The organism is Pseudomonas sp. TMW22089 (genome assembly GCF_022496645.1).
GTDB lineage: Bacteria > Pseudomonadota > Gammaproteobacteria > Pseudomonadales > Pseudomonadaceae > Aquipseudomonas > Aquipseudomonas paraversuta.
Genome location: NZ_SCFG01000038.1, coordinates 1 through 26,153 on the forward strand (window position 1 = coordinate 1; position 26,153 = coordinate 26,153).

Consider the following 26,153-nt stretch of genomic DNA (forward strand, 5'->3'; position numbering starts at 1 on the left):
CGACTTGGTCGACGACCGACAATTTAAAGGTCAGCGTGTAGTCTCGCTGACTACGCCTTTTACTTGTCTCCATTACGCCCTCCTGAAAATAGATCAGAAGGTGTAAACCTTATTCAGGACGGGACAGGGTCAATAAAAAGGGAGACCCTTGGGTCTCCCTTTTTTATGCGTGGTAAAAACTACTTCACATTGACGGTGATTTTTTTCGAAACCACGGCAGGCTCAAACGGTACGTGGTTTTTGTCGCCCAGTTCCAGTTGCAGGGTGTGCTTGCCCGGGGTCAGCGTTACTTCGGTTTCGACCTGGCCTTTGCCGAAATGCACGTGGTTGGCGTCTGCCGGGATTGGCATGGCGGCGGCAGGCAGCTTGTCGACATCGATCAGCAGATGGTGGTGGCCAGTATTTGCGGTCTGGTCGCCAGCCGGTGCAATGGCGACGTTTTTGGCGCCGAACTTGACGGTGAAGGTTTTATCCACAGTGGCGCCGTCAGCGGGGGAGACGATGAATACTTCGGCGTCTTTAGGTGCCGGGGTAGTCGGCATGCCGGCAGCCGTGGCCATGACCGAGGCGCCCATCAATACAGAAGCCAACGCAACACGAGACAATAGAGCTTTCATTTTTTTCTCCGTTTTTTACAAAATGCTCAGGCTTAGGACAACTTTGAGCGGATCTGTTGTCCAACGCCGCAATTGACCAACATAAAGCAAAGCGGACGCCAGTTGCGAATCGCTTGCATCAAATTCAAAGGAGTGACCATGCGTTTTCTGCCGGGCCTGATGCTTTTACTGCCATTGGCGAGTCCTTTTGTCCAAGCCGAATTGATCGACGATGTGAATGACCGGGGCGAACTGCGTATCGCCCTCGAGGCTGACCTGCCTCCCTTCAGCTTCAAGCAGGACGGTCGTTTGACCGGTTTCGACGTCGAACTGGGCGAGTTACTGGCCAAGGAGCTGGAAGTGACTCCCTCGATTCTCATCACCGACAGCAATGACCTGCTGCCGGGCGTTGAAAGCGGTAAATACGATGTAGCAATCAATCACATTGCTTTGACCCCGGAACTGCAGGATCGGTTCGATTTCAGCGAGCCTTACAGCTATACCGCTGCGCAGTTGATCGTGCGGCAGGAAGAACAGCGTTCGCTCAACACCCCGGGCACCCTCAAGGGCCAGCTCTTAGGCGTAGCCCAGGGCAGCCAGTTTGTCGAGCAGGTGCGTACCGGTCAGGCAGGGGAAGTGCACAGCTACCCGGATGCCCATCAGTCATTGGTGGCGTTGGTGAACAAACAACTGGATGCAGCGGTCAGTGACCGTTTGCTGACCCCGTATGCGATTCGCGATAGCCGGTTGCCGGTGAAGGAAGGTGCAACCATGGGGCCTGTAGTAGCGCTGGCGATTCCCTTCCAGAAGGGCAATCCGGCGTTCCAGACCAGCCTGGACAATGCCTTGCAGCGGATCAAGGCCGATGGTCGCCTCAAAGCCCTGTCGCAAAAATGGTTCGGTCTGGATGCCACCAAGCCCTGAGGCAGCCCCGGGCCCTGCAGGCGCTGGCTTGCCAGCGATGCAGGCGACCGGTGTTGATCCTGTCGCCCGCAAGCCGGCAGGGTAATGGGCCCTATTCGCGCAACCCCTTCACATCTGCTGCCTTCACATCCCCACCTTTATTGCCCCAGCTGGTGCGGATGAAATTGACCACGTCAGCGACTTCCTGATCCGACAACCGCCAGTCAAAAGCCGGCATGGTGAAGGTCGACGGCGCCGTGTGGGTTGCCGGCAGCGTCCCGCCTTTGAGCACGATATGAATCAGCGACGTCGGGTCGTCTGACAGCAGCACCGGGTTCCCCGCCAACGCCGGGAAGACCCGGGTATAACCGTGCCCGTCAGTGCGATGGCAGGCAGCGCAGTTGTCGATATACACCGCCGCACCGCGCTTGCTGTCATCGCCGTTCCACAAGGCATCGGCGACTGCCGGATCGTATTGATGCGGCATGTCCGCCGCGTCCACTGCCGGCAGCGATTTCAGGTAGCGGGCAATGGCTGTCAGGTCGGCTTCGGACATGTACTGCATGCTATGCACAATCACATCGCTCATGCCGCCAAACACCGCACTGCGGTCACTGCGACCGGTCTTCAGAAACTGCACCAGTTGTTCTTCGTTCCAGCTGCCCAGGCCATCTTTGTGGTCACCGCGCAGGTTCTTCGCAATCCAGCCTTCCAGCGGTGCGCTGCCTGACAAAAACGCGCTGCTGTCGCCCGCACTCAAGGCTTTTTCCTGCATGGTCAGTGCCCGTGGTGTATGGCATGCACCGCAATGCCCAAGGCCTTCCACCAGATAAGCACCGCGGCTCACTACAGGGTCTTGCCCGGTAACCGGGGTGAAGTCGGCAACGGCCGGTGCGAACGTCCAGCGCCACATCGCCAGCGGCCAGCGCATGCTCAGCGGCCAGGGAATATCGACCGCCTTGTTTTCTTGCGCGACAGGTTTTACCCCGTTCATGAAGTAGGCATACAACGCCTGCATGTCGGTTTCAGTGACCCGGGCGTAGGACGGATAAGGCATGGCCGGGTACAGGGTGTCGCCATTTTTGGCGATACCATGGCGTACGGCCTTGTCGAAATCGTCAAAGCTGTAGGCGCCGATGCCGCTTTTGTCCGGGGTGATGTTAGTTGAATAAATCATGCCAATCGGGGTTTCCATTGGCAGCCCGCCGGCGAACGGCTTGCCATCCTTGGCCGTGTGGCATGCCACGCAGTCACCGGCACGGGCCAGATATTCACCTTGCTTGATCAGCGTCTGCTGATCTTCCTGCGCGGCCACTGCCGAGAAACTGCCCAGCAGGGCCAGGGTCGCGATAACAATTGCTTTCATGCTCATCGCTCCTTATGCCTGAACCAGCGGGCCGGGGTTTTTCAGGTACTGCTCGCGGATCGCCCGGGCCGACCAGTAGGTCAACGCGGCAACCAGACCTGTCGGGTTGTAGCCCAGGCCCTGGGGGAACGCCGATGCGCCGGGGACAAATACGTTATGCACGTCCCAGCTCTGCAAGTAGCGGTTCAGGGCACTGGTTTTCGGATCGGTACCCATGATTGCGCCACCGTTCAGGTGAGTGGTCTGGTAGGACGCGGTGTTGAAGTGATCCCCGACTTTTTTGCCGATGGCGGCGATGGCTTTGGGGTTCATCGCTTCGGCGATCTTGCCCATTTTTTCCATCATGAAACGGTTCATCTTGATGTCGTTTTCCTGCCAGTCGAACGTCATCCGCAGCAATGGCTGACCGTAGGAGTCGCGATATACGGGGTCGAGATCGAGGTAGTTGCAGCGGTAAGACTGATGGGCACCATGTGAGTCCATCGACACCTGATGGGTGTAGTAATCCGCTGTGGCGCGCTTCCAGGCGCTGCCCCATGCCGGCGTGCCGGGCGGGTTCGAGGTGCCGGCAATCGGCCGGCTGCCCGCCTGATTGACCCACATCGGCGAGCCACCGACGAAGCCGTGGGGCCCGTGGTCGAAGTTGTCCGCGTTGAAGTCGTCCACCGCCACGCCGTTGCCGCCAGCGCCGATGAAATTGTTGGTGTGCACGTCTTTGTCGAAGTAGGCCTTGATGGTGCCCATGTTCTGGTAGGCGAAGTTACGCCCCACCACGCCTTCATTGGTGATCGGGTCGTAAGGCTTGCCAATCCCCGAGAGCAGCATCAAGCGCACGTTGTGGAACTGGAACGCCCCGAGAATCACCAGATCCGCCGGTTGCTCGATTTCCCGGCCCAGTGCATCGATGTACGTCACGCCAGTGGCTTTGCTTTTGCTGCTGTCCAGATTGACCCGGATTACATGGGCGTTGGGGCGCAGTTCAAAGTTCGGCAGCGGTTTGAGCGCCGGCAGAATGTTCACGTTGGGCGAGGCTTTGGAGTACATGTAGCACACGTAACCGCTGCAAAAACCGCAGAAGTTGCACGGCCCCATCTGTGCGCCATAGGGGTTGGTGTAAGGCCCCGAGGTGTTGGCCGATGGCAGGTTGTAGGGTTTGTAACCCACCTCATTGGCCGCTTTCTGAAACAGCTGTGCGGATACGGTGTTTTTTTGCGAGACCAGCGGAAAATGGTCTGAGCGATCCGGCGCGTAAGGGTTGCCGCCATTGTCTTTGCCGACCAGCTGACCTTTGACGGTCCAGGCCTGGCCCGAGGTGCCGAAGACTTTTTCTGCGTAGTCGAAAAACGGCTCCAGCTCTTCGTAGCTGACACCGAAGTCCTGGATGGTCATGTCTTTGGGGATAAAGTTTTTGCCGTAGCGTTCTTCGTAATGACTGCGCATCCGCAGTTCAATAGGGTCCACCCGGAAATGCACGCCCGACCAGTGCAAACCTGCACCGCCCACGCCGTTACCGGGCAGAAACGCGCCCAACTGGCGATTGGGCAAGGCCACGTCATTCACGCTGTGGCGGATGGTGACGGTTTCTTTCGATACATCCTGAAAGAGCTTCTTGCGCACGCTGTAGGTGAGTTCGTCTATCACCTGCGGATAGTTGCCGTCCGGGTAGGTGTCCTGCATCGGGCCTCGTTCCAGGGCCACAACATTCAGGCCGGCTTCTGTCAGCTCTTTGGCCATGATCGAGCCGGTCCAGCCGAAACCGACGATAACTGCATCAACTTTTTTCATAACGGTCGACATGCTCAAGCCCTCTCGCCGCGGATGGATACTGCCGGGAAGGGGTACGGCTCGTTGCGTTCAACCCAGTCCATGAAATCAGCGCGGGCGCCGGGAAAGCCGATCATGGTCCAGCCGACCATGCCTTTGTTGCCACCGTGGATCGGGTCGCAGAAGAAGCCTTCCTTGGTGTTTTGTAGCAAAAAGCTGAAAAACATCTTGGCCGGAACGCTCTCGAATTCAGGGGTGCCAGCTTCCAGCTGTTTCAGCACTTTGTCTCGGGTAGCGCTGTCTAGCCCAGCAAATGTTGAGTTATAGGTCTTTTTGCAAAGCTCCTCCGTTGCAGCAATACCCAGGCGATAAATCTGTTTGGGCACCAGCTTGCTCTGCCAGCCCATTTCCGGGGCAGCGTCTGCATTGAACGGACCTTGCATGAACCACAGCGCACCGCTGGCATAGGGGGTGTTCATCTGCCGATCGATATATTCCGGTACGCCAGCTTCCAGGGCGCCAGGGCCTTGTTCGTCAGCCGGGATCAAGCGCGCCACGGCGGCGTTCACAAACGCCCACTCTTCAGCACTGAAGTAAGTCGGCTCATAGGCGCTGGCCGGAGTCGTAGGGCGCTTCGCCGGCTCAGGTGCGGCGGCGGCAGGCGTAGCCATCAGCACTGAACCGCCAAGGCCGGTACTGGCGACGGTGACCACCGGGATCAGGGTCAGGGTTTTGCGTAAAAACTCACGCCGCGGGTTGTCTTGGTCAGACATGGGGGAGCACCTCATCGGGCAATCACGGGTTTCAGCTGCTCGGTGGCAGCTTGTCGTTTTGGCGGCGGTTTGGAGCGGAGTCGATCCGTTAACAGAACACGCAGGCAACTATTAGTTACAAATTCTAACAGGCTGGGACAGCTGATGAATCGTTTCATGCGTAATTTTGCCGCACCGGTAGTGGCACGGTGCTTTGCCGTCTTCACGAAATTTTGACAAACGGCTCACAGAGTTTTGATCGGGCTTAACTCAATCTGACCCCATACCCCCTTAATTACTGTGATGTGGTCTGACTGACATGCCCAAAGCCCGGTTTCTCCCTGCCCTGTGCCTGACATTACTGGCTGCGTTCGCGTTGCCCCAGGCCCAGGCCGATGAAGCGACCCCGGCCCGTCCGGCTCAGTGGGCACAACCCGTTGCTGTGCAGTACAACCTGTATCAAATGTCCCCGACGCTGTATCGCAGTGCATTGCCCGATGGCGAAGCTCAGGCTTTGCTGGAAAATTTGAAGATCGGCACCGTGATCAATTTTTTGAAGGAGCCGGATGAAACCTGGCTCAAGACCCCTGGCGTCTTACAAGTTCAGTTGCCTTATCGCACTAACCATGTGGATGACGCCGATGTACTGGCCGCCCTGCGCGCCATTCAGACCGCACAAGCACGGGGCCCTGTGTTGATGCACTGCAAGCACGGGGTGGACCGCACTGGACTGATGGCGGCGATGTACCGGGTGGTCGTGCAGGACTGGAGCAAAGAAGACGCCCTGAAAGAAATGACCCAGGGTGGCTTTGGCCAGAACTCACACTTCGAGGATGGTGCGAAGTACATGATGCAGGCCGATATCCCGCAGCTGCGCACAGCCTTGAGCAAAGGTGCCTGCAGTACCAGCCCGTTTGCTGCATGCGTGGTGAAGGGCTGGTTGAAATCCGCCTAAGCCCGGGTTGTCCACTGCTGCAAGGCCGCCCGGCGCTGCAGCAGCGGCAATTTACCGAGCTTTTCTACCTCGGCATAAAACATCTGCCAGTCACCTCCCGAGTGTTTGAACAGGGCGGCAAAGGCGGGCACCCACTGGTCGTACAGGCCGAATGGCAAAAGCTTGGCATTATTCATCGGCGAATTTATCCACAGGTCATACCGGTTATTACCGGCCCATTGGTGGTCGCGTAACTGACGGTATTCCCTGCGCAGTCGTTCAAATTCCGCTGCTTTTCGCTGGCGCATTTCAGCTGCCGGCAAGGGCTGGGCGTACAGCTGTTGCAGGCGTTTGCGGGTGTCCAGCACCAGCCCCATGAATTGCTCGCGTTGCTCCAGCCCCGCGCTGCCGGAGGGTGGCAAGCCCTGATAGGTGCGCCATTGGCGAGTGCCTTGCTGTTCCACGAAGCTGGCGAAAGACTCATTGAACTCGGTGTCGTCCTTCAGATAAAAACGCTGATGGGCCAGTTCATGAAAAATCAGGGTGGCCAGTCGCTCATCGCCCCAGTTGAGCATGCTGTTGAGAATTGGATCATCAAACCAGCCCAGGGTTGAATAGGCTTCGACGCCACTGACAAGCACGTCCATGCCTTGCTGACGCTGCAGGGCCGCCGCGCCGCGTGCGGCCCCTTGGGCGTAGTAGCCGCGGTAAGCCACGCACCCGGCAATCGGGAAGCAATGGGTGACGGGGTTCAGGGAAAACTCCGCGGTGGCAAACACGTTCCACACCACGTAAGGCCGTTTCAGGTCGACATACAGGCGATAGCTCTGGTTGTCCGGCAGGTGCAAATGCTGGCTGGCGAAGGTTCTCGCGGCCTGGGCTTTTGCCAGGTGCTCACGTAATGCAGGCGGTTGTTGCGGGTCGGCAATGACCGTAGCTACCGGTTTGCGGGCTTTTAATATCTGCCATTGGCCGTCGGCCAGTTGCGAGTAATACGCTGCACTGGAACAGCCATTGAGCAGGGGCAACAACACAAGGGCGAAGAGGCAGCGAGTGAGCGGCGTCATGGGACGGTCCAGTGGGATAATGGGCCAAGACTAATCGCAATCCCCTGTAGGTGCAGCCGGTCGACGCCCGATTGCCTGGGTTTTGAATAAGCTGGCGCCTGCAGCGGGGTAGCCTGGCATCAGGCTATGCTCATACTTTGATCCCACCTGGAATTCGCCATGCGCACCTTTCTGCTACTGCCGATGGCCTGCCTGCTGAGTGCCTGTGCCAGCACGCCATTGCCTGCCGTCGACCCCGCCAAGGCGTGGATCGACCTGGAAACACAAACCGGAAAACTGGTAATGGCTGAGCGCCTGGATAATCAGCGCCTGAACGACGGACGTTACTTTCAAGTAACGCCAGGCAGTCACGAACTGATGGTGCGATTCGATTTTGAAGTCTTTGTTGGCGGCATGGGTATGTTCAGCGATCCACAGGAGCGCTTGTGCTACATCACGCTCAATTACGACAATTTCCAGCCCGGCCAGCGTTACCGGTTGCAGGCGCGCTCTTTGGGGTTCAACGCTTACGCCCGGCTATACAACGCCGAGGGCAAGGTGCTGAGCGAAGAGAGGCTGGTTAACTGTTTGCCTTGAGGTCAGGCGTCGTTCTTTTGATAGATGATCTTTTTGCTGCCGTTTTCGCACGTACCCACCACCATGTTCTGGTCGTGAACTTCATCGTTGGTCACGATTTCAAGGGTGTAGGACGACACGTTGTTGGCCTGGATCTTGGCTTCGATCTCGGCTTTAAGTTCTTCACACGGCTTTGGCGCGGCCAGTGCCGAAGTGGCCATGGCGCAGCAGATAACAGCTAGAGCAAAACGTTTCATGATGAGACTCCCTTGGGACAGAACGCAAAGTCATGATCTGACGCGACGAACGATCATACGATCACATCTCACCGCGTGCATGACTGATCTGTGGCAGCCATTTGCCTGCTGTCCTGGCCTGCGCGGCTCCGGTCATGGCGACCGGAGCGCACGTGTGTCATCAACCCGTCGGATTAACCCACCAGGGTGGCATCGAGGGTGATTTTGGCATTCAGCACTTTGGACACCGGGCAACCTTCTTTGGCCTTTTTGGTCGCTTCCTCGAATTGTGCCTGGGTCGCCCCCGGCACCTTGGCTTTAAGCGTCAGATGCACGGCAGTGATCCCGTAGCCGCCTTCGACCTTGTCGAGGGAAACTTCAGCCTGGGTGTCGATACTGTCCGGCTTGAGCCCGGCCTCACCGAGAATCATCGACAGGGCCATGGAGAAGCAACCGGCATGGGCCGCGCCAATCAGTTCTTCAGGGTTGGTGCCCTTGCCGCCTTCGAAACGGGCCTTGAAGCCATACGGCGCCTTGTTCAGAACCCCGGTTTCAGTGGAGATGGAGCCGATGCCGGTTTTGACATCGCCTTCCCAATGCGCCGATGCCGTTTTTTTAATAGTCATGCGTGCCTCCTGAAGAACGGCATGAAAGATTTCACACCTTGACTGGATGTGTGAGGGGAGCCGGGCTCACAAAGTTCATCTTCTCTGACCAATCGTCTTTTTTAGTCGCTCAATTGATGGCTTGCCATTGAAACTCGGGTATATGCCCATATTGCTAAAGCACTGGCAGGTTTTGGCGAGCGTCACGGCCTGCGTCCAATTAGGAGAAGCCGGCTCATGACACGATTGTCCGATGTTAAATTCTCGACCCTCGACCTGGTGCCTGTGCGTGAAAATGGCAGCGCCGCCCAGTCGTTGCACAATTCGCTGGACTTGGCGCAGCACGTAGAAAAGTTTGGCTATAACCGTTTCTGGGTGGCCGAACACCACAACATGGACGGCATCGCCAGCTCGGCGACCTCGGTGCTGATTGGCTACCTGGCCGGCGGCACCTCGACCATTCGCGTCGGTTCAGGCGGGGTGATGTTGCCCAATCATGCGCCCCTGGTGATCGCTGAACAGTTCGGCACCCTTGAAAGCCTGTATCCGGGCCGGATTGATCTGGGCCTTGGGCGTGCGCCGGGCTCCGACCAGATGACCGCCCGGGCCTTGCGCCGCGAGCGCTCCGGCAGTTCGGATGACTTTCCTGAAGATGTGGCCGAGCTGATGCGCTATCTGGGCCCGCGAACCCCGGATCAGCGGGTCATCGCAATGCCGGGCACTGGGACTAATGTGCCGGTATGGTTGCTCGGTTCCAGCCTGTTCAGTGCGCAATTGGCCGGTGAACGCGGTCTGCCCTACGCCTTCGCTTCACATTTCGCCCCGCGGATGATGCACGAAGCGATTCGCGTTTATCGCAATCACTTCAAGCCGTCAGCGACCCTCGACAAACCCTATGTGATGCTGGGTGTGCCACTGGTGGCGGCCGATACCGACGAGCAGGCCGAGTACCTGTCCACCTCGGTGCTGCAGCGGATTCTGGCGTTGATGCGCGGGCAAAGTCTGGTGCAGCGTGCGCCGGTGGACTCGATGGATGGCTTGTGGCTGCCCCATGAGAAAGAAGCGGTGATGAGCTTTCTGGGCCTGGCGATGGTTGGCAGTCCAGAGAAAATCCGCGCCAGACTCGAAGTGCTGATTGAGCAAACCGGGGCGGACGAGCTGATCTTCACCTGTGATCTGTATGAGCACGCGGATCGCATTCGCTCATATGAACTGCTGGCCCAGGTGATGAAACAGGACTGACCTGCAGAAGCGAGCTGATGGCCACAAAAAAGCCGACCCCGGGGTCGGCTTTTTTGTCTGCGCAGGTTTAACCGCGCTTGTAGACGATGTCCTTGGTGCCTGCTTCGCAGGAACCTACTACTTTTCCGTCCGTCGCCGTGCCTTTGTCCACTACCGTCAGCGAATAATGACGAGCGCCATTGGCCTCAATCTTCGCTGCGATTTCGCTTTTCACTGTTTCGCAAGGTTTGCCAGCTGCGAATGCTGTTCCAGCAAGACTCAGCAAACCTATAGCCAATAAAAACTTTTTCATCGGTCACATTCCCCGGTCGAAACTAAAAGGGTGCAACGCATGTACTGCGTTGCACCCAGACGGTGTAGCGGAGTTTATGGCAAACGGCCAGTCGATCAGCCCTAAAGGATGATGCGGCTCAACTGCTGGCAATCCGGAAGCCGACCTTGAGGGTGACCTGATAGTGGCCCACCTTGCCGTCCTTGACGTGGCCCCGGGTATCGATCACCTCGAACCATTCTATGTGTTTGATGCTTTTGTTGGCCTCTGCCAGTGCATTACCGATGGCGTCTTCTATGCTGCTCGGGGACGAGCCTACCAGTTCGATTTTCTTGTAGGTGTGATGGTCAGACATAACGTTCTCCTTTGTCGTAGATCAAAGCCTAGCAGCGATTGTGCTCAATACTTTGTAGGCGACAGGAAACGAAAAGTTCAGACCGACTGCACTTTTGTGGCACCCCGGAGTCGGAGTTAACACGTACCTCACTCATCAATGCAGGAGAGCCCTAATGGCTAGCAATTCCTTACGTAAAGCCTCATTGCAAAGCATGGAAGCTGAGATCGAGAGCCTGCTCAAGTCTCTGGAAAGCCTGAAGCACGACGCTTCTGACGAGTCCAAAAAAACCTTGAGTGCCCTCAAAGGCAACGCAGAGAATGCGCTGAAACATTCACGTCACCTGATCAGCGATGCTTACGAAGAGGTCAAGGACAAAACGCGGGAAACCGCTGCCGCCACCCGCGAGTATGCCCAAGAGCATCCGTATGCCACCGCTGGCGTTGCCATCGGCGCCCTGGGCCTGTTGGCCGCCTTCCTGATGTGCAAGCGCGGTAACTAATTATCCGCGCTGCGCCCAAGCTCAGTCTTGAGCCATTGCGCCAGTTGCCGGGCGCGTCCGTCTGCGGCGCGCTTGGGCAGCCATAACGCCAGCTGCGCCGGGGTTTGCTTGAAGCCCCAAGGCGCAGCCAGGCGTCCGGCCCGCAAGTCTTCAGCCACCAACGGCTCGGGGGCAATTGCCACACCCAGGCCTGCTACGGCGGCTTCGAGCAAGTAGTACAAGTGCTCAAACCCTTGTCCATATTTCAAATCTTTTGCCTGGATCGCGTTTTGCTGCGCCCAGCTTGGCCATGCCTGGGGCCTCGAAGTGGTGTGCAACAACGCTTCGTCCAGCAGGGCGCTCACGGGTGCCTGGCGCAGTTGCTCATAGCGGGCGTAACGCGGGCTGATCACCGGCCCGATCCGCTCGCTGGCCAGTTCATAGACCTGCATGTCGGTGGGCCAGGGTGGCTCGGCAAACAGCAGCAGGGCATCGAGCCCCGGGCGGCGCGGATCAAGGTCGCCTTCGCCGGCCGACAAGTGCAGGCGCAAGTCCGGCAGGTCGGCATTGAGCCGGCCCAGTCGAGGGATGAACCAGCGCGCCAGCAAACTGCCCGAGCAGCCAAGTACAAAGGGCGCATCGACATGGCTTTGCGTGAGTTCAGTGCACACATTACGCAGGCGGTCGAAGGCTTCGCTGCTGGCCTCACGCAGGCGCAACCCGGCATCCGTGAGCTTAAGACCGCGTCCTTCCTTGACGAACAGGCTGACGCCCAGGTGCTCTTCGAGCACTTTCAGTTGCCGACTGACGGCACCGTGGGTGACGTTCAGCTGTTCTGCCGCAAGGCTCACGCTGCTCAGCCTGGCAGTGGCTTCGAACGCGCGCAGGGCGTTCAGCGGGGGAAGGTCGCGGCTCATGGTATCTGTGAGTTTTCCTGACAGGTTGCAGCGATCTTATCGGTTTTCATCCTCGGCTGTCGCGGTTAAAGTCAGGTCCATCGACCTTCGTACCTTTTTATCTGGAGCGTCCCATGACCCAATCCACTTTGCGTACCGGCCCTGATGCCAATGGCCTGTTTGGCTCATTCGGCGGCCGCTACGTGGCCGAAACCCTGATGCCGCTGATCCTTGATCTGGATCGCGAGTATGAGCTGGCCAAGACCGACCCCGAGTTCATTAAAGAGCTGGCCTATTTCCAGCGCGACTATGTCGGGCGCCCAAGCCCGCTGTATTACGCCGAGCGTCTGACCGAGTTCTGTGGCGGCGCCAAAATTTACCTCAAGCGCGAAGAGCTGAACCATACCGGCGCGCACAAGATCAACAACTGCATCGGCCAGATCCTGCTGGCGCGGCGCATGGGCAAAAAACGCATCATCGCCGAGACCGGCGCCGGCATGCACGGCGTGGCTACCGCCACCGTGGCCGCGCGCTTTGGTCTGCAGTGCGTGATCTACATGGGCACCACTGACATCGAACGCCAGCAGGCCAACGTGTTCCGCATGAAGCTGCTGGGCGCTGAAGTGATCCCGGTCGTGGCGGGCACCGGCACCCTCAAGGATGCGATGAACGAAGCGTTGCGCGACTGGGTGACCAACGTCGATGACACCTTCTATCTGATCGGTACAGTGGCGGGGCCGCACCCGTATCCGGCGATGGTCCGCGACTTCCAGGCCGTGATCGGCAAGGAAACCCGCGACCAGATGCAGGCTCAGGAAGGCCGTCTGCCCGACAGCCTGGTGGCCTGCATTGGCGGTGGGTCCAATGCGATGGGCCTGTTCCACCCGTTCCTGGATGACACCAGCGTCGAGATCATCGGCGTTGAAGCGGCGGGGTACGGTATCGAAACCGGCAAGCACGCAGCCAGCCTCAACGGCGGCGAACCGGGCGTGCTGCACGGCAACCGTACCTTCCTGTTGCAGGACGACGATGGCCAGATCATCGACGCACATTCGATTTCCGCCGGCCTGGACTACCCGGGTATCGGTCCCGAGCACGCCTGGTTGCATGATATCGGTCGCGTTGAGTACACCTCGGTGACTGACGAAGAAGCCCTCGATGCGTTCCATAAATGCTGCCGTCTTGAAGGCATCATCCCGGCGCTGGAAAGTGCCCATGCCCTGGCTGAAGTGTTCAAGCGTGCGCCGACCCTGCCAGCCGAGCACCTGATGGTGGTCAACCTGTCCGGCCGAGGCGACAAAGACATGCAAACCGTGATGCACCACATGGAACAGTCCCAGCAGGAGAAACACTGATGAGCCGCCTGCAAACGCGTTTTGCCGAACTCAAGGAACAAAACCGCGCTGCGCTGGTGACCTTCGTCACTGCCGGCGATCCGGATTACGACACCTCGCTGGCGATCCTCAAAGGCCTGCCTGCTGCTGGCGCCGATGTGATCGAGCTGGGCATGCCGTTCACCGACCCCATGGCGGATGGCCCGGCGATTCAGCTGGCCAATATCCGTGCCCTGGGAGCCAGGCAGAACCTGGCGAAAACCCTGCAAATGGTTCGCGAATTCCGTGAAGGCAACCACGACACACCGCTGGTGCTGATGGGTTACTTCAACCCGATTCACCACTATGGCGTGCCGCGGTTTATCGCTGAAGCCAAGGCAGCGGGCGTCGACGGCCTGATCGTGGTGGACATGCCGCCCGAGCACAACGCCGAGCTGTGCGACCCGGCGCAGGCTGCAGGTCTGGACTTTATCCGCCTGACCACCCCGACCACCGACGACGTGCGTCTGCCCAAAGTGCTGACCGGCAGCTCGGGCTTTGTGTACTACGTGTCCGTGGCGGGCGTGACCGGTGCCGGTTCGGCGACGACCGATCAGGTGCGTGAGGCGATTGAGCGTCTGCGCCGGCATACCGATTTGCCGATCAGTGTGGGCTTCGGCATCCGCACCCCGGAGCAAGCGGCAGCGATTGCCCGCTTGGCCGATGGCGTGGTGGTGGGCTCGGCCCTGATCGACAAAATCGAGAATGCAGCGACCCCGCAACAGGCGGTTGATGGTGTGTTGAGCCTGTGCGCGGCACTGGCTGAAGGTGTGCGCAAGGCACGTCAGTAACCCCTGTGGGAGCTGGCTTGCCAGCGATACGCCCCGGCGGTTGCCATCGCGAGGCAAGCTCGCTCCTACAGAATTCGGGGTGTTGCTAGCAGGCCCTGTGGGAGCTGGCTTGCCAGCGATGCACCCCGGCGTTTGCCATCGCGAGGCAAGCTCGCTCCTGCAGAATGCGGGGTGTCGCTAGCAGACCCTTGTGGGAGCTGGCTTGCCAGCGATGCGATCCAGCGTTTGTCATCACGAGGCAAGCTCGCTCCTGCAGAATGCGGGGTGTTGCTAGCAGACCCCTGTGGGAGCTGGCTTGCCAGCGATGCGATCCAGCGTTTGCCATCGCGAGGCAAGCTCGCTCCTACAGAATGCGGGGTGTTGCTAGCAGACCCTTGTGGAAGCGGGCTTGCCAGCGATACGACCCAGCGGTTGCCATCGCGAGGCAAGCTCGCTCCTACAGAATTCGGGGTGTTGCTTGCAGGCCCTGTGGGAGCTGGCTTGCCAGCGATGCGCCCCGGCGGTTGTCATCGCGAGGCAAGCTCGCTCCTACAGAGTGCGGGGTGTTGCTAGCAGCCCCTTGTGGGAGCTGGCTTGCCAGCGATGCGATCCAGCGTTTGCCATCGCGAGGCAAGCTCGCTCCTGCAGGGTGCGGGGTGTTGCTAGCAGGCCCTGTGGGAGCTGGCTTGCCAGCGATGCGATCCAGCGTTTGCCATCGCGAGGCAAGCTCGCTCCTACAGAGTGCGAGGTTTTGCTAGCAGCCCCTGTGGGAGCTGGCTTGCCAGCGATGCACCCCGGCGTTTGCCATCGCGAGGCAAGCTCGCTCCTGCAGAATGCGGGGTGTTGCTAGCAGGCCCTGTGGGAGCTGGCTTGCCAGCGATGCAGAGTTTTACTTCTGTGTGCCGTCATCGTGCAGCAGGTTGGCCTGGGTCAGGTTGCTGCCCGCCGGTACGCTGCGGGTCAGCCACACATTGCCGCCAATGGTCGAGCCCTGGCCAATGGTGATGCGCCCTAAGATCGTCGCCCCCGCATAGATCACTACGTCATCTTCAACGATTGGATGACGTGGATGACCTTTTTGCAGCTGGCCTGATTCGTCTGCCGGGAAACGCTTGGCGCCCAGGGTCACCGCCTGATAAATCCTCACACGTTCGCCGATGATCGCGGTTTCTCCGATCACAACGCCTGTTCCGTGATCGATAAAGAAGCTGCGGCCAATCTGCGCCCCCGGGTGAATGTCGATGCCGGTGGAAGAGTGGGCAATTTCTGCGCTGATCCGTGCCAGCAAGGGCAAGCCTGCGCGATACAGGTGGTGGGCCAGGCGGTGATGGATCACCGCCAGAATCCCCGGATAGCACAGCAGCACTTCATCCACACTGCGTGCCGCCGGGTCGCCGTGGTAAGCGGCCAGAACGTCGGTGTCCAGAATGCTGCGCAGGCCGGGCAGCGCCAGGGCAAAATCCTGAATCAGCAGCGTTGCACTCGCATCCACACCCTCATCGGGCAGGCCGCCCTGGCGCGCCGCGTAACGCAGCTCCAGTCGGGCCTGAGTCAACAATGCGTTTAGCGCCACATCCAGGGTGTGGCCGACGTAGAAGTCTTCACTTTCCTCGCGCAGGTCCACCGGGCCCAGGCGCATCGGAAACAATGCCCCGCACAGGGCTTCAAGAATATCGGCCATCGCCGCGCGCGACGGCAGCTCGCGGCCTCCCTGTTCACCACTGACGCGCCCGTTTTGCGTGCGCCACTGGTTTCGTGCCGTTCGTAGCTGGCAGACGATGGTTTGCAATTGCCAAGGATTGGAACGATCACTCACGATGAATACTCCGCACGCTGGCGGCTGAATTGAGCAGCCGCGAATTGGCAATTATTTTACGGTATCAAAGCGTTTCAGATACGGACAATTGCGGCTTAACGCCGACGATGACGCCAGGCGCGCCAGCCCACCCCGATGATGATCAGCAACGCCAGCCCGCCAAGGATCACCAGGCTCAGACTGTTGTAGCTGAACAGCGGTTTTTCGATCCGCATATAGCCGGGTTCGGCAAACAGCTCGTGCAGAGCCGCATTGGCCTGCTTGAGGCTGATGGCTTGCAGCTGTCTGGCCGGGTCATAAAAGTGACCATCATCGTAGTCACCCAGCGAAGCCCAGTAATAATCGGCCAGCGCGCTGTTGCCTTGGACGGCCCATGCCTGACGGGCAATGGCGGCATTTTTGAGGCGAGCAAAAACCTCAGGGTCCAGCCCTTCTTTGAGCAGTCGGGTCTTCAGTTGCTCTACAACCTGGCGTGCTTGCGCTACATCGTCGCGGTCAAGATCGGCATTGAGGCTTAAAAAGCCTACGCCACCGAACACCTCGCGCTCGGCCCAGGGGCCGTAAGACAAGCCGTGCTTGAGCCGTAGCTCGCTGTACAGCGCCCACTCCAGATAATCCCTGAGCAGGTCCCAGGTTTCATCGCTCTGGCCTTCGATGACCGGCTCCGGCAACAGCCAGTGCAGTTGCACGGTGTCGCCGACCACGCCGCGCAGCAGGTCGCGTTCGGGCTCGGCCTTGGCTGCGATTGCCGCCAAAGGTTTGTGTTCGGTGGGCTCTACCGGCTCCAGGGCGCCATAGGTGCGCTCCAGGTACGCCGGGAGCAGGCGGTCAAGATCCCCCACGATGATCAGCGTCATGTTGTTGGGGGCATACCAGTTCTGGCGTACGGCTTCCAGTTGCTCACGTGTCAGATTATTTACTTGCGCGCGCTCGGCGCATTTGAGCCCCAGCTCAACCGCCAGTTGATTACTGGCGCTGTGGCCCAGGTCCTGGCGGTCGAGCCAGCGCTGCAAGTGCGAGTAATGGCCACCGTCTTCGCGCTCGACCACTTGTTTGGCGTCGTTGATCCGCTGCTCGGTGAATTGTGTGCGGGTGAGCAGGCTCAGCAACAGGTCGAGAATCTTGCGCTGGTTTTTGGCCGGGGCTTCGATCACGAAAGTGGTGTCGGCATGGCTGGTGAAGGCGTTCCATTCACCGCCCAGCGCTTGCATGCGCTGCTCCAGGCCGCCTTCACCGGTGTCGTCGACGCCGCTGAACAACAGGTGCTCCAGCAGGTGCGGCAGTTGTTGATCGGCGCAGCTGAAGTCGTCCAGGCCCACGCCCACCACTAACCGGATGGCCACATGTCCGCGTTCGGTACCGGGTTTGAGGATCAGTTGCAGGCCGTTGGGCAACTGGTAGCCCTCCACGCTGTAACGATCGAGGGCAAAGCTTGGGACAGTACCCAGCAGCAGGCAGATGAGCAGCAGGCAACGCATAAAAAATCCCTGAATCCTTGTTGGGGTAGTGCAGCAGTCGGTGCAGGTTAGTCGCTGCTTACAGACTGACAACAACCCGGCGCGCAACGTTCAAGGCAAATGCGGGGTGTCATCCGCGTCATCCAGTTCCAGCGCCCCGATATCGGCTGTTTCCAGCACCGCATAGGCGCTGCCGCAAAACAGCGAATTAAGGCGTTTCATGTCTGCGATCAGCTCCAGGTGCACTGAACTGGTCTCGATGCTCTGGGTGATCTTGCGTTGCAGACGGTTGACGTGGGCGTGGGCCAGGCGCCGTTCCTGGGCGCGGAAGCGACGTTTTTCACGCAGTAGCTGGCGTGCACTTTGCGGGTCGCCATTGAGGAATACGGTCAGCCCCAGACGCAGGTTTTCGATCAACTGGGATTGCAGGCCCACCAGTTCTTCCAGGCCCATTTCCGAGAACGAGCGGCGTTGCGAGGTTTTCTGCTGCTGGACTTTACGCAGCATGCGTTCGATCAGGTCGCTGGCGAGTTTGAGGTTGATCGCCAGCTCGATAATTTCTGCCCAGCGGCGGCTGTCCTGTTCGCTCAAGTCTTCCCGGGGCATTTGTGCCAGGTAGAGTTTGACCGCGCTGTACAGCACCTCGACCTCATCGCTCAGGGTGCGCATCTGCTGGGTCACGGCCGTTTGCTTGCCCCGCAGTACGTCAAGGGTGTTGACCAGCATGGTGTCGATCAGGTCGCCGATACGCAGGGTTTCGCGCACCGCGTTGGTCAGTGCCAGGCTCGGTGTGTCGAGCGCAGCAGGGTCGAGATGGCGCGGCTTGATGGCGCCGTTGGCTTGCTCGCGTTCAGGCAGCAGCCAGGCGCAGATTCGCGCCATCAGCCCTACGGTAGGCAACATCAAGAAACAGCGCACGGTGTTGTAGAGCAAGTGAAAGCCGATGACCAGTTCCTGTGCGCTGTAGTTGAGGCTGTCCATCCAGGCCACGAGCGGATCGAGCACGGGCATGATCAGCAGCAAGCCGATCAGCTTGTACAGCAGGCTGCCCAACGCCACCTGACGCCCGGCGGTGTTTTGCATGTTGGTGCTGATGAGCGCCAGCACGCCGCTGCCGATATTGGCACCGATCACCAGGCCGATCGCCACGTGCAGACTGATTACCCCGGCACCGGCCAGGGTTGCGGTCAGCAGCACGGCGGCCAGGCTGGAGTAGGACACCATCGCGAACAGGGCACCGACCAGGGCATCGAGCAGCAGGTCGCCGGTCAGAGAGGCAAAAATCACCTTTACCCCTTGGGCGTGGGTAATGGGGCCGGCGGCTTCGACTATCAGTTGCAGGGCCAGAATGATCAGGCCCAGGCCGATCCCGACCCGGCCCAGCTGCCCGGCGCGGGTTTGCTTGCGCGACAGGAAGAAGATCACCCCGAGGAAAATCAGCAGCGGTGACAGCCATGACAGGTCGAAGGTCAGCACCCGTGCCATCAAGGCCGTACCGACGTCGGCGCCGAGCATGGTTGCCAGCGCGGGAGTGAGGGTCATCAGCCCCTGGCCGACAAATGAGGTGACCAGCATCGCGGTGGCATTACTGCTCTGCACCATGGCCGTGACCACAATACCGGCGACAAAGGCCAGCATGCGCTTGGACACGTTCTGCCCGATGACATGACGCAGGTTTGTGCCGTAGACCCGCAAGATGCCGGTACGCACGATATGCGTGCCCCAAATCAGCAAGGTCACGGCGGAAAGCAGGTTGAGCAGGGTCAGCATGCTGGCTCCCTGTAAAGGATGTACCTAAGGATCAAATAGCTGCGGATCATTTCTACAGACGTTTCTTAAGCTGTAGTCGGCAATTGAGCTGAGCGCCAGCATCGCATAGCTCGCGAGGTCTTGAAACATTTCTGAAACATTCACCCGGTCCAGGCACCTGTGGGCGCCGGCTTGCCAGCGATGGCAGCACCTCGGTCTTGCGGATAAACCGAGCTGAATCTGTCGCTGGCAACCCGGCCCGTGCCGGATCAGAGGCTGCTGTACAGCGGGAATGTTCCCAGCAACAGGGCCGCCACCATGATGCACAGGCACACCAGTACCGCCCATTTGAGGGTGAAGCGCTGGTGGTCACCGAATTCGATGCCGGCCAGGGCTACCAGCAAGTAGGTGGAGGGCACCAACGGGCTGAGCAAGTGAACCGGCTGGCCCACGATCGAGGCGCGGGCCATTTCGGCGGCCGTAATCCCGTAGTGGCTGGCGGCTTCGGCCAGTACCGGCAACACGCCGTAGTAGAACGCATCGTTGGACATGAAGAAGGTGAACGGCATGCTCACCAGTGCGGTAATTACCGCCAGATAAGGCCCGAGTGCCGGCGGGATCACGGCCAGCAGGCTTTTTGACATGGCGTCGACCATGCCGGTGCCCGACAGGATGCCGGTGAAAATGCCCGCGGCAAAAATCAGCCCGACCACTGCCAGTACGCTGCCGGCATGGGCTGCGACGCGATCCTTTTGCTGTTGCAGGCAAGGGTAATTGACGATCATCGCGATACTGAACGCGACCATGAACAGCACGGGCAAAGGCAGCAGGCCGGCGATCAGGGTGACCATCAGCAGCAGGGTCAAGGCACCGTTGAACCAGATCAGTTTTGGCCGGCGGGCGTCCGGGAACTGCGAGACGCTGATTTCGCTGTGATCAATTTCGTCGCCCTGCAGGTGCAACTCGCCCAGGCGTGCGCGCTCACGCAGGCCGTAGAACCAGGCAATTGCCAGAATGGCCACGCAGCCTGCCAGCATCGCTGGAATCATCGGCACGAAGATGTCCGAAGGGTCGACATGCAAGGCGCTGGCGGCGCGGGCGGTCGGGCCGCCCCAAGGCGTCATGTTCATCACGCCCCCGGCCAGAATGATCAAGCCGGCCATGATTCGCGGGCTCATGCCAATCCGGCTGTAGAGCGGCAGCATGGCGGCCACGCAAATCATGTAGGTGGTCGCGCCGTCGCCGTCGAGTGAGACCACCAGCGCCAGTACCGCGGTGCCCACCGCGATCTTCAGCGGGTCGCCTTTAACCAGCTTGAGGATCTTGCGTACGGCGGGGTCAAACAGCCCGGAGTCAATCATCAGGGCAAAGTAGAGGATGGCAAACATCAGCATCACCCCGGTGGGGGCGAGTTTGGTGATGCCTTCGAGCATCATCGGGCCGATCTTGGGTGCGAAGCCACCAAATACTGCGAACAGGATGGGTACCAGGATCAGGGCAATCAGCGCCGACAGGCGCTTGGTCATGATCAGGTACATGAACGTAATGACCATGGCAAAGCCAAGGAAGGTCAGCATAAAAGTCACCGTTGTTATTGTTGTTTATTGGGCGCTGGCAGCGATGGGGGTGCTGTCAGGCCGGCCGGTCTGTTGCCGGAGGTGACGGGATGCTAGAGGGGAATTCTTTCAGCCAGCTGTCGCCGGTGAATATTCTGACGCGGGGACCTGATCCTGCAGGAGCGAGCTTGCTCCTGCAGGTATAGGGGGGCAGGTGTTAATCCAGCTTGAGGACTTTGGCCAGGACGATTTTTGGGCCTTTCATCTTTTTGATGATGATGCGCAGGCCTTCAACTTCCAGCTTCTCTTCTTCTTCCGGCACCCGCTTGAGGGTGTCGTAGATCAGGCCGGCAATGGTCTCGGCTTCGATGTGGTCAAGGTCGACACCCAGCAGGCGCTCGATTTTGAACAGTGGCGTGTCGCCGCGCACCAGCAGTTTGCCGGGCTGGTACGACAGAATGCCGCGCTCGGCCTTGCGGTGTTCGTCCTGGATATCGCCCACCAGTACTTCCAGCACGTCTTCCATGGTCAGGTAGCCAACCACCTTGCCGTCTGCTTCTTCCACCAGGGCAAAGTGCGCGCCGCCCTTGCGGAACCGCTCCAGCAGCTGCGACAGCGGCATGTGGCGCGATACACGCTCCAGCGGCCGGGTCAGCTCTTCCAGGTTGAAGGTCTCGGGCAAGTGCTCAAGGTCGGCCAGTTCCAGCAGCAGGTCCTTGATGTGCAGCAGGCCCAGGAAGGTGTTGCTCTCGGCGTCGTACACCGGATAGCGGCTGAACTTGTGGCGACGGAACAGCGCCAGGATTTCTTTCAGCGGCGCCTTGGAGTCCAGGGTGACCAGGTCTTCGCGGGAATTGGCCCAGTCGACCACTTCCAGTTCGCCCATTTCCACTGCCGAGGCCAAAACACGCATGCCCTGGTCGCTCGGGTCCTGACCGCGGCTGGAGTGCAGGATCAGCTTCAGTTCTTCACGGCTGTAAGCGTGATCGTGATGGGCGCCGGGTTCACCCTGGCCGGCAATCCGCAAAATGGCGTTGGCGCTGGCGTTGAGCAGGTAAATCGCCGGGTACATGGCCCAGTAGAACAGGTACAGCGGCACGGCTGTCCACAGCGACAGGGTCTCGGGTTTACGGATGGCCCAGGATTTGGGCGCCAGTTCACCGACCACGATGTGCAGGTAAGAAATGATGAAGAAGGCGGCAAAGAATGACACGCCCTTGATCACTTCGGGCGACTCGACGCCCATGGCGCCCAGTACAGGCTCCAGAATATGGGCGAACGCCGGTTCGCCGACCCAGCCCAGGCCCAGCGACGCCAGGGTGATACCCAGCTGGCAGGCAGAAAGGTAAGCATCGAGCTGGTTGTGTACGGTGCGCAGGATCTGTCCGCGCCAGCCGTTCACGTCCGCGATGGCCTCGACCCGGGTCGAGCGCAGTTTGACCATGGCAAATTCCGCCGCAACGAAGAAACCGTTGAGCAAAACCAGGACCAGTGCAAAAAGAATCATGCCGAAGTCGGCGAAGAGTGTGGCGAGGGTCAAGCCAGGGGAAGGGTCCATGATGGAGTTTTAATGGTTCCGTTGTTTCAAAAAATGGGGAGGTTCGAGTCTGCTACGCAGACTGACGCCGAGCAATGTAGCGGCTGAGGCGGCCCTTGCCTAGTGGGTAAAGGCCATGGCGGCTAGTCGGTCAGTGGCGGGAGGCCGGGTTTTGTCACCTGCGCCGGGGCGAAATGGCAGGTAAAAGTGCTGCCATGTCCCAGCACGCTGTTGATTTCCAGGCTTGCTCGATGGCGCAGCAGTACATGCTTGACGATGGCCAGGCCGAGCCCGGTACCGCCGGTGCTGGCGTTGCGGCTGGAGTCCACACGGTAGAAACGTTCGGTCAGGCGCGGCAGGTGTTTATTGTCGATGCCCACGCCCGAGTCCTGCACGCTAAGGTGCGCGCCCGCGGCGTTGGCCCACCAGCGGATTTTCACACTGCCGCCATCGGGGGTGTATTTGACCGCGTTGAATATCAGATTGGAAAAAGCACTGCGCAATTCGGCTTCGCTGCCTTTGAGCGCCACATCGGCCTCGATCTCCAGACTGATGGTCTGGTTGCGTTGCCCGGACAATGCCTGGGCATCCCCCTTGATCGAGTGCAACAGGGTATCGATGGCCACCGGCTGGTTGTCCGAGGGGTAATCCGTGGCTTCCAGCTTGGCCAGCAGCAGCAGGTCATTGAGCAGGGTCTGCATGCGCTCGCCCTGTTGCTGCATTTGCGAAAGCGGACGTTTCCAGCGCGGGTTCACGTCATCGACATTATCGAGCAGGGTTTCCAGGTAACCGCAGATCACCGTCAACGGGGTGCGCAGTTCGTGGGAGACGTTGGCGATGAAGTCTTTGCGCATTTGTTCGAGCTGGTGCAGACGGGTGACGTCGCGCACCAGCATCAGGTGTTCGTTGTTGCCGTAGCGGGTGATGTAGAGCTGGATGCGCAGGTGATCATTGATCGGCGAGGGGATATCCAGCGGCTCGGCATAGCTGCCCTGCTCGAAGTACTCCTTGAAACGCGGGTGGCGCACCAGGTTGCTGACCGGCTGGCCGCTGTCTTGAGGCGTTTTAAGGCCCAGCAAGGTCTCTGCGGCGCGGTTCCACCACTCGAGGTTGCCGTCGCTGTCGAGCATGATCACAGCGTCCTTGAGGGCTGCCGTAGACTCCTGCACGCGATCGATGACCGCTTGCAGGCGCCCGCGTGCCCTTTGATCACGGCGTTGCAGGTGGTAAATGCTGTCAAACACATCGCCCCACAGGCCATAGCCGTCGGGGGGCGCTTCATCGGGTTTGTGCTGGCGCAGCCATTTATGCAGGCGCAGCAACTGCTTGAGGGTCCAGCCCAGATAGAACGCCAGGCCGATTGCCATGCTCCAGCCGTAATAACCACTGATCAGCCCGACCAGCAAGCAGCCGGCGACCAGAAGCAGCAAATGACGAATCAGAGTGCCATGCCAATTTTGATTCAAGATCACAAGTCCAGTTGTGAGCTGCAAGCCTCAAGTTACAAGCGTCAAGCCAGGAGCCAGACAGCTCCGGACCTTCAGGTTGCAGTTGATGACGTGCTGCTGCTTTTAAGCTTTGGTCGAAAACCGGTAGCCGGTGCCGCGCACGGTTTGTACCAGATTTTCGTAAGCCTCGCCGAGGGCTTTGCGCAGCCGGCGGATGTGAACGTCCACGGTGCGCTCTTCCACGTACACGTTGCCGCCCCACACCTGATCGAGCAGTTGGCCGCGGGTGTAGGCACGTTCCTGATGGGTCATGAAGAACTGCAGCAGGCGATATTCGGTAGGGCCCATCTCGGCAGGGGTGCCGTCGATGGTGACGCGGTGGCTGATGGGGTCGAGCAGCAAACCGCCAATCTCAATGGGTGACTCACTGTCGGCAGGTCCGGCACGGCGCAGCACGGCTTTGAGGCGGGCCACCAGTTCACGGGGCGAGAACGGTTTGGTGATGTAGTCGTCAGCCCCGACTTCCAGGCCCTGGATCTTGTTGTCCTCTTCACCTTTGGCGGTGAGCATGATGATCGGGATGTCGCTGGTCAGCTCTTCGCGCTTGAGGCGGCGGGCCAGTTCAATGCCGGAAGTGCCGCCGGGCAGCATCCAGTCCAGCAGGATCAGGTCCGGTTTGCGGTCAACGATGATGGCATGGGCATCCTGGGCATTATCGGCTTCAAGGCAGTCGTAGCCTGCCATTTCCAAGGCTACTGCAATCATTTCGCGGATCGGTGCCTCGTCATCAACAATCAAAATGCTCCTGCCAGCCATGCCTTAATCCTCGTGTCATTTAACTGTCTTGTGGCGCATTAGATAACGGAATTATTGCAGTCGTGTGACAGTCCTGGGTGTGGCCCACGGGATGCAGGTTACTGAACTACGCTTTGAGTTCAAATCGTACAACCACAAAAGGACGATTCCGATGATTCGCAGCTCTTTTTCCCTGAAAGCTTTAGTGGTCGCTGCTGCATTGGCCCTGCCGGGCCTGGCGTTCGCGGCTGATCCGGCAATGGCCAAAGACGGCATGCTGGTCGACCACAAAGGCATGACGCTCTACACCTTCGCCAAGGATGCGGACGGCAAATCGATGTGCAACGACAAATGCGCCACCAACTGGCCGCCACTGATGGTCGAGGGCAACCATAACAACATGGGCAAGTGGACCATGGTCAAGCGTGATGACGGCACCCAGCAATGGGCCTATGACGGCAAGCCGCTGTACACCTTTGTCATGGACAAGCAAGCCGGTGACAAGACTGGCGACGGCAAAATGGACGGTGCGTGGAAAGTGGCCAAGCCCTGACCCGCATACCCCTCTGCTCCTGCAGGTTGTTTCCAGCCATAAAAAAACCTCGCCTCCTTTGCAGGAGGCGAGGTTTTTTATGGCGCTGTCTTATGCCGCTGTGGGCGATTTCGGACGACGTACATCAGGTTGTTTCCAGGACTCGGCCGAGGCTTCGTCGATGGCTTGCTGGATCGCCTTTTTGCGGTGTTCTTCGGCGCGGCGGCTGAAGAACCACACCAGGAAGGTCACCAGCGACACCGCCAGCAGAATCAGGCTGGCCACGGCGTTGATCTCGGGTTTGACCCCCAGACGTACCGCCGAGAACACTTCCATCGGCAAGGTGGTGGAACCTGGCCCGGACACGAAACTGGCCAGTACCAGGTCATCCAGGGACAGGGCGAACGACATCATGGCGCCCGCTGCCAGTGACGGCGCAATCATCGGGATGGTGATCAAAAAGAACACTTTCCACGGCTTGGCGCCCAGGTCCATGGCCGCTTCTTCGATCGACAGGTCCAGCTCGCGCAAGCGCGACGACACCACCACGGCTACATAGGCCGAACAGAACGTGGTGTGGGCGATCCAGATGGTGACGATCCCGCGTTCCTGGGGCCAGCCGATCATTTGCGCCATGGCCACGAACAGCAGCAACAGCGACAGACCGGTGATTACCTCAGGCATCACCAGCGGTGCAGTTACCAGGCCGCCGAACAGCGTGCGGCCCTTGAAGTGGCTGATGCGGGTCAGCACGAATGCTGCCAGGGTCCCCAGCGCCACCGCTGCAATCGCCGTGTACAGAGCGATTTCCAGCGAGCGCATCACCGAGCCCATCAGTTGCGTGTTGTCCAGCAGGCCCACGTACCACTTCAGCGACCAGCCGCCCCACACCGTCACCAGCTTGGAAGCGTTGAACGAGTAGATCACCAGAATCAGCATCGGCAGGTAGATGAACAACAAGCCTGCGACCAGCATAAAGCTGGAAAAACGGAAGCGATTCATATCTTGCCCTCCAGTTCTTTAGCCTGGCTGCGGTTGAACAGGATGATTGGCACGATCAGGATCGCCAGCATTACCACGGCAAGCGCAGAGGCTACCGGCCAGTCACGGTTGTTGAA

At 59.5% G+C, this 26,153-nt stretch carries 26 protein-coding genes and 1 pseudogene; 8 read left to right on the plus strand and 19 right to left on the minus strand.

All coding sequences use genetic code 11. The annotated features are described in order from the left end of the window. Positions 1 to 179: 179 nt before the first annotated feature. Positions 180 to 617 (minus strand): DUF4399 domain-containing protein, encoded by a 438-nt coding sequence (locus tag EQV90_RS20990; protein ID WP_003437624.1) that lies wholly within the window; start codon positions 615 to 617, stop codon positions 180 to 182. A 138-nt stretch (positions 618 to 755) separates the two neighbouring features. On the opposite strand from EQV90_RS20990, the gene EQV90_RS20995 reads away from it, so the two are divergent. Beyond that, positions 756 to 1,520: a transporter substrate-binding domain-containing protein gene (locus tag EQV90_RS20995; RefSeq protein WP_003437621.1), complete on the plus strand. Its 765-nt coding sequence runs from the start codon at positions 756 to 758 to the stop codon at positions 1,518 to 1,520. 91 nt (positions 1,521 to 1,611) lie between these two features. On the opposite strand, the gene EQV90_RS21000 is transcribed toward EQV90_RS20995, so the two are convergent. From EQV90_RS21000 to EQV90_RS21010, 3 genes are read right to left on the minus strand one after another with little or no spacing between them, the layout of a single operon-like run. After that, positions 1,612 to 2,865, minus strand: a complete 1,254-nt coding sequence (locus tag EQV90_RS21000) for a cytochrome c (protein ID WP_003437619.1) — start codon at positions 2,863 to 2,865, stop codon at positions 1,612 to 1,614. 12 nt (positions 2,866 to 2,877) lie between these two features. Further along, complete coding sequence (locus EQV90_RS21005; RefSeq protein ID WP_003437617.1) at positions 2,878 to 4,662, minus strand: GMC family oxidoreductase; 1,785 nt, start codon at positions 4,660 to 4,662, stop codon at positions 2,878 to 2,880. Between the two features lie 2 nt (positions 4,663 to 4,664). Then, positions 4,665 to 5,402 (minus strand): gluconate 2-dehydrogenase subunit 3 family protein, encoded by a 738-nt coding sequence (locus EQV90_RS21010; protein ID WP_240878629.1) that lies wholly within the window; start codon positions 5,400 to 5,402, stop codon positions 4,665 to 4,667. 298 nt (positions 5,403 to 5,700) lie between these two features. Here EQV90_RS21010 and EQV90_RS21015 point away from each other — a divergent pair, with 298 nt between their 5' ends. Beyond that, entirely contained in the window at positions 5,701 to 6,336 is a 636-nt protein-coding gene (locus EQV90_RS21015) for a dual specificity protein phosphatase family protein (protein ID WP_160626518.1), read from the plus strand. Here the strand turns inward: EQV90_RS21015 and EQV90_RS21020 are convergent. Beyond that, positions 6,333 to 7,382: an aminopeptidase gene (locus EQV90_RS21020; RefSeq protein ID WP_240878630.1), complete on the minus strand. Its 1,050-nt coding sequence runs from the start codon at positions 7,380 to 7,382 to the stop codon at positions 6,333 to 6,335. The two genes, EQV90_RS21015 and EQV90_RS21020, sit on opposite strands and share 4 nt — an antisense overlap. 159 nt (positions 7,383 to 7,541) lie before the next feature. Between EQV90_RS21020 and EQV90_RS21025 the strand changes: the two genes are divergently transcribed. Further along, positions 7,542 to 7,958: a hypothetical protein gene (locus EQV90_RS21025; protein ID WP_003437607.1), complete on the plus strand. Its 417-nt coding sequence runs from the start codon at positions 7,542 to 7,544 to the stop codon at positions 7,956 to 7,958. A gap of 2 nt (positions 7,959 to 7,960) precedes the next feature. On the opposite strand, the gene EQV90_RS21030 is transcribed toward EQV90_RS21025, so the two are convergent. Together EQV90_RS21030 and EQV90_RS21035 are read right to left on the minus strand one after the other, a co-directional pair. Next, a complete protein-coding gene (locus EQV90_RS21030; RefSeq protein ID WP_003437596.1) occupies positions 7,961 to 8,194 on the minus strand; it encodes a DUF1161 domain-containing protein in 234 nt (77 codons plus the stop codon). A gap of 173 nt (positions 8,195 to 8,367) precedes the next feature. Continuing rightward, positions 8,368 to 8,799: an OsmC family protein gene (locus EQV90_RS21035; RefSeq protein WP_003437594.1), complete on the minus strand. Its 432-nt coding sequence runs from the start codon at positions 8,797 to 8,799 to the stop codon at positions 8,368 to 8,370. 216 nt (positions 8,800 to 9,015) lie between these two features. Here EQV90_RS21035 and EQV90_RS21040 point away from each other — a divergent pair, with 216 nt between their 5' ends. After that, complete coding sequence (locus tag EQV90_RS21040) at positions 9,016 to 10,020, plus strand: LLM class flavin-dependent oxidoreductase (RefSeq protein WP_003437593.1); 1,005 nt, start codon at positions 9,016 to 9,018, stop codon at positions 10,018 to 10,020. 67 nt (positions 10,021 to 10,087) lie between these two features. On the opposite strand, the gene EQV90_RS21045 is transcribed toward EQV90_RS21040, so the two are convergent. Continuing rightward, positions 10,088 to 10,312: a DUF1161 domain-containing protein gene (locus EQV90_RS21045; protein ID WP_003437590.1), complete on the minus strand. Its 225-nt coding sequence runs from the start codon at positions 10,310 to 10,312 to the stop codon at positions 10,088 to 10,090. Positions 10,313 to 10,430: 118 nt separating this feature from the next. Then, entirely contained in the window at positions 10,431 to 10,646 is a 216-nt protein-coding gene (locus EQV90_RS21050) for a dodecin (protein WP_003437588.1), read from the minus strand. A gap of 154 nt (positions 10,647 to 10,800) precedes the next feature. Between EQV90_RS21050 and EQV90_RS21055 the strand changes: the two genes are divergently transcribed. Next, positions 10,801 to 11,127 (plus strand): DUF883 family protein, encoded by a 327-nt coding sequence (locus EQV90_RS21055; RefSeq protein ID WP_240878631.1) that lies wholly within the window; start codon positions 10,801 to 10,803, stop codon positions 11,125 to 11,127. On the opposite strand, the gene EQV90_RS21060 is transcribed toward EQV90_RS21055, so the two are convergent. Then, a complete protein-coding gene (locus tag EQV90_RS21060; RefSeq protein WP_003437583.1) occupies positions 11,124 to 12,023 on the minus strand; it encodes a LysR family transcriptional regulator in 900 nt (299 codons plus the stop codon). The genes EQV90_RS21055 and EQV90_RS21060 overlap by 4 nt on opposite strands. A gap of 113 nt (positions 12,024 to 12,136) precedes the next feature. Here EQV90_RS21060 and trpB point away from each other — a divergent pair, with 113 nt between their 5' ends. Next, complete coding sequence (gene trpB, locus EQV90_RS21065; RefSeq protein ID WP_003437581.1) at positions 12,137 to 13,357, plus strand: tryptophan synthase subunit beta; 1,221 nt, start codon at positions 12,137 to 12,139, stop codon at positions 13,355 to 13,357. Further along, positions 13,357 to 14,166, plus strand: coding sequence for a tryptophan synthase subunit alpha (trpA, locus tag EQV90_RS21070; RefSeq protein ID WP_003437578.1), 810 nt, complete (start codon positions 13,357 to 13,359; stop codon positions 14,164 to 14,166). The genes trpB and trpA overlap by 1 nt, the downstream gene beginning before the upstream one ends. Before the next feature lie 868 nt (positions 14,167 to 15,034). On the opposite strand, the gene epsC is transcribed toward trpA, so the two are convergent. The 7 genes from epsC to phoB all read right to left on the minus strand — a co-directional run bounded on the left by epsC (position 15,035) and on the right by phoB (position 24,524). Then, positions 15,035 to 15,961: a serine O-acetyltransferase EpsC gene (gene epsC / locus EQV90_RS21075; RefSeq protein ID WP_003437573.1), complete on the minus strand. Its 927-nt coding sequence runs from the start codon at positions 15,959 to 15,961 to the stop codon at positions 15,035 to 15,037. 95 nt (positions 15,962 to 16,056) lie between these two features. After that, a complete protein-coding gene (locus tag EQV90_RS21080) occupies positions 16,057 to 17,439 on the minus strand; it encodes a pitrilysin family protein (protein ID WP_003437558.1) in 1,383 nt (460 codons plus the stop codon). 90 nt (positions 17,440 to 17,529) lie between these two features. Then, positions 17,530 to 19,188, minus strand: coding sequence for a Na/Pi cotransporter family protein (locus EQV90_RS21085; RefSeq protein ID WP_240878632.1), 1,659 nt, complete (start codon positions 19,186 to 19,188; stop codon positions 17,530 to 17,532). Between the two features lie 248 nt (positions 19,189 to 19,436). Continuing rightward, entirely contained in the window at positions 19,437 to 20,744 is a 1,308-nt protein-coding gene (locus EQV90_RS21090; protein WP_003437544.1) for a CitMHS family transporter, read from the minus strand. 196 nt (positions 20,745 to 20,940) lie between these two features. Continuing rightward, positions 20,941 to 22,281, minus strand: coding sequence for a hemolysin family protein (locus EQV90_RS21095; protein WP_003437542.1), 1,341 nt, complete (start codon positions 22,279 to 22,281; stop codon positions 20,941 to 20,943). Between the two features lie 122 nt (positions 22,282 to 22,403). Next, the gene (gene phoR / locus EQV90_RS21100) at positions 22,404 to 23,732 is read right to left on the minus strand and encodes a phosphate regulon sensor histidine kinase PhoR (protein ID WP_240878633.1); all 1,329 of its coding nucleotides are present in this window, start codon (positions 23,730 to 23,732) and stop codon (positions 22,404 to 22,406) included. Between the two features lie 99 nt (positions 23,733 to 23,831). Then, positions 23,832 to 24,524 carry a phosphate regulon transcriptional regulator PhoB gene (gene phoB, locus EQV90_RS21105; protein WP_003437538.1) on the minus strand — a complete coding sequence of 231 codons (693 nt, stop codon included), beginning with the start codon at positions 24,522 to 24,524 and terminating at the stop codon, positions 23,832 to 23,834. Positions 24,525 to 24,675: 151 nt separating this feature from the next. Here phoB and EQV90_RS21110 point away from each other — a divergent pair, with 151 nt between their 5' ends. Next, complete coding sequence (locus tag EQV90_RS21110) at positions 24,676 to 25,056, plus strand: hypothetical protein (RefSeq protein WP_003437533.1); 381 nt, start codon at positions 24,676 to 24,678, stop codon at positions 25,054 to 25,056. A gap of 90 nt (positions 25,057 to 25,146) precedes the next feature. Here the strand turns inward: EQV90_RS21110 and EQV90_RS21115 are convergent, their stop codons facing one another. After that, positions 25,147 to 26,037, minus strand: coding sequence for an ABC transporter permease subunit (locus tag EQV90_RS21115; RefSeq protein WP_060781708.1), 891 nt, complete (start codon positions 26,035 to 26,037; stop codon positions 25,147 to 25,149). After that, positions 26,034 to 26,153: pseudogene (locus tag EQV90_RS21120) on the minus strand (putrescine ABC transporter permease PotH); the annotation flags it as partial. The pseudogene EQV90_RS21120 and the gene EQV90_RS21115, both read right to left, overlap by 4 nt.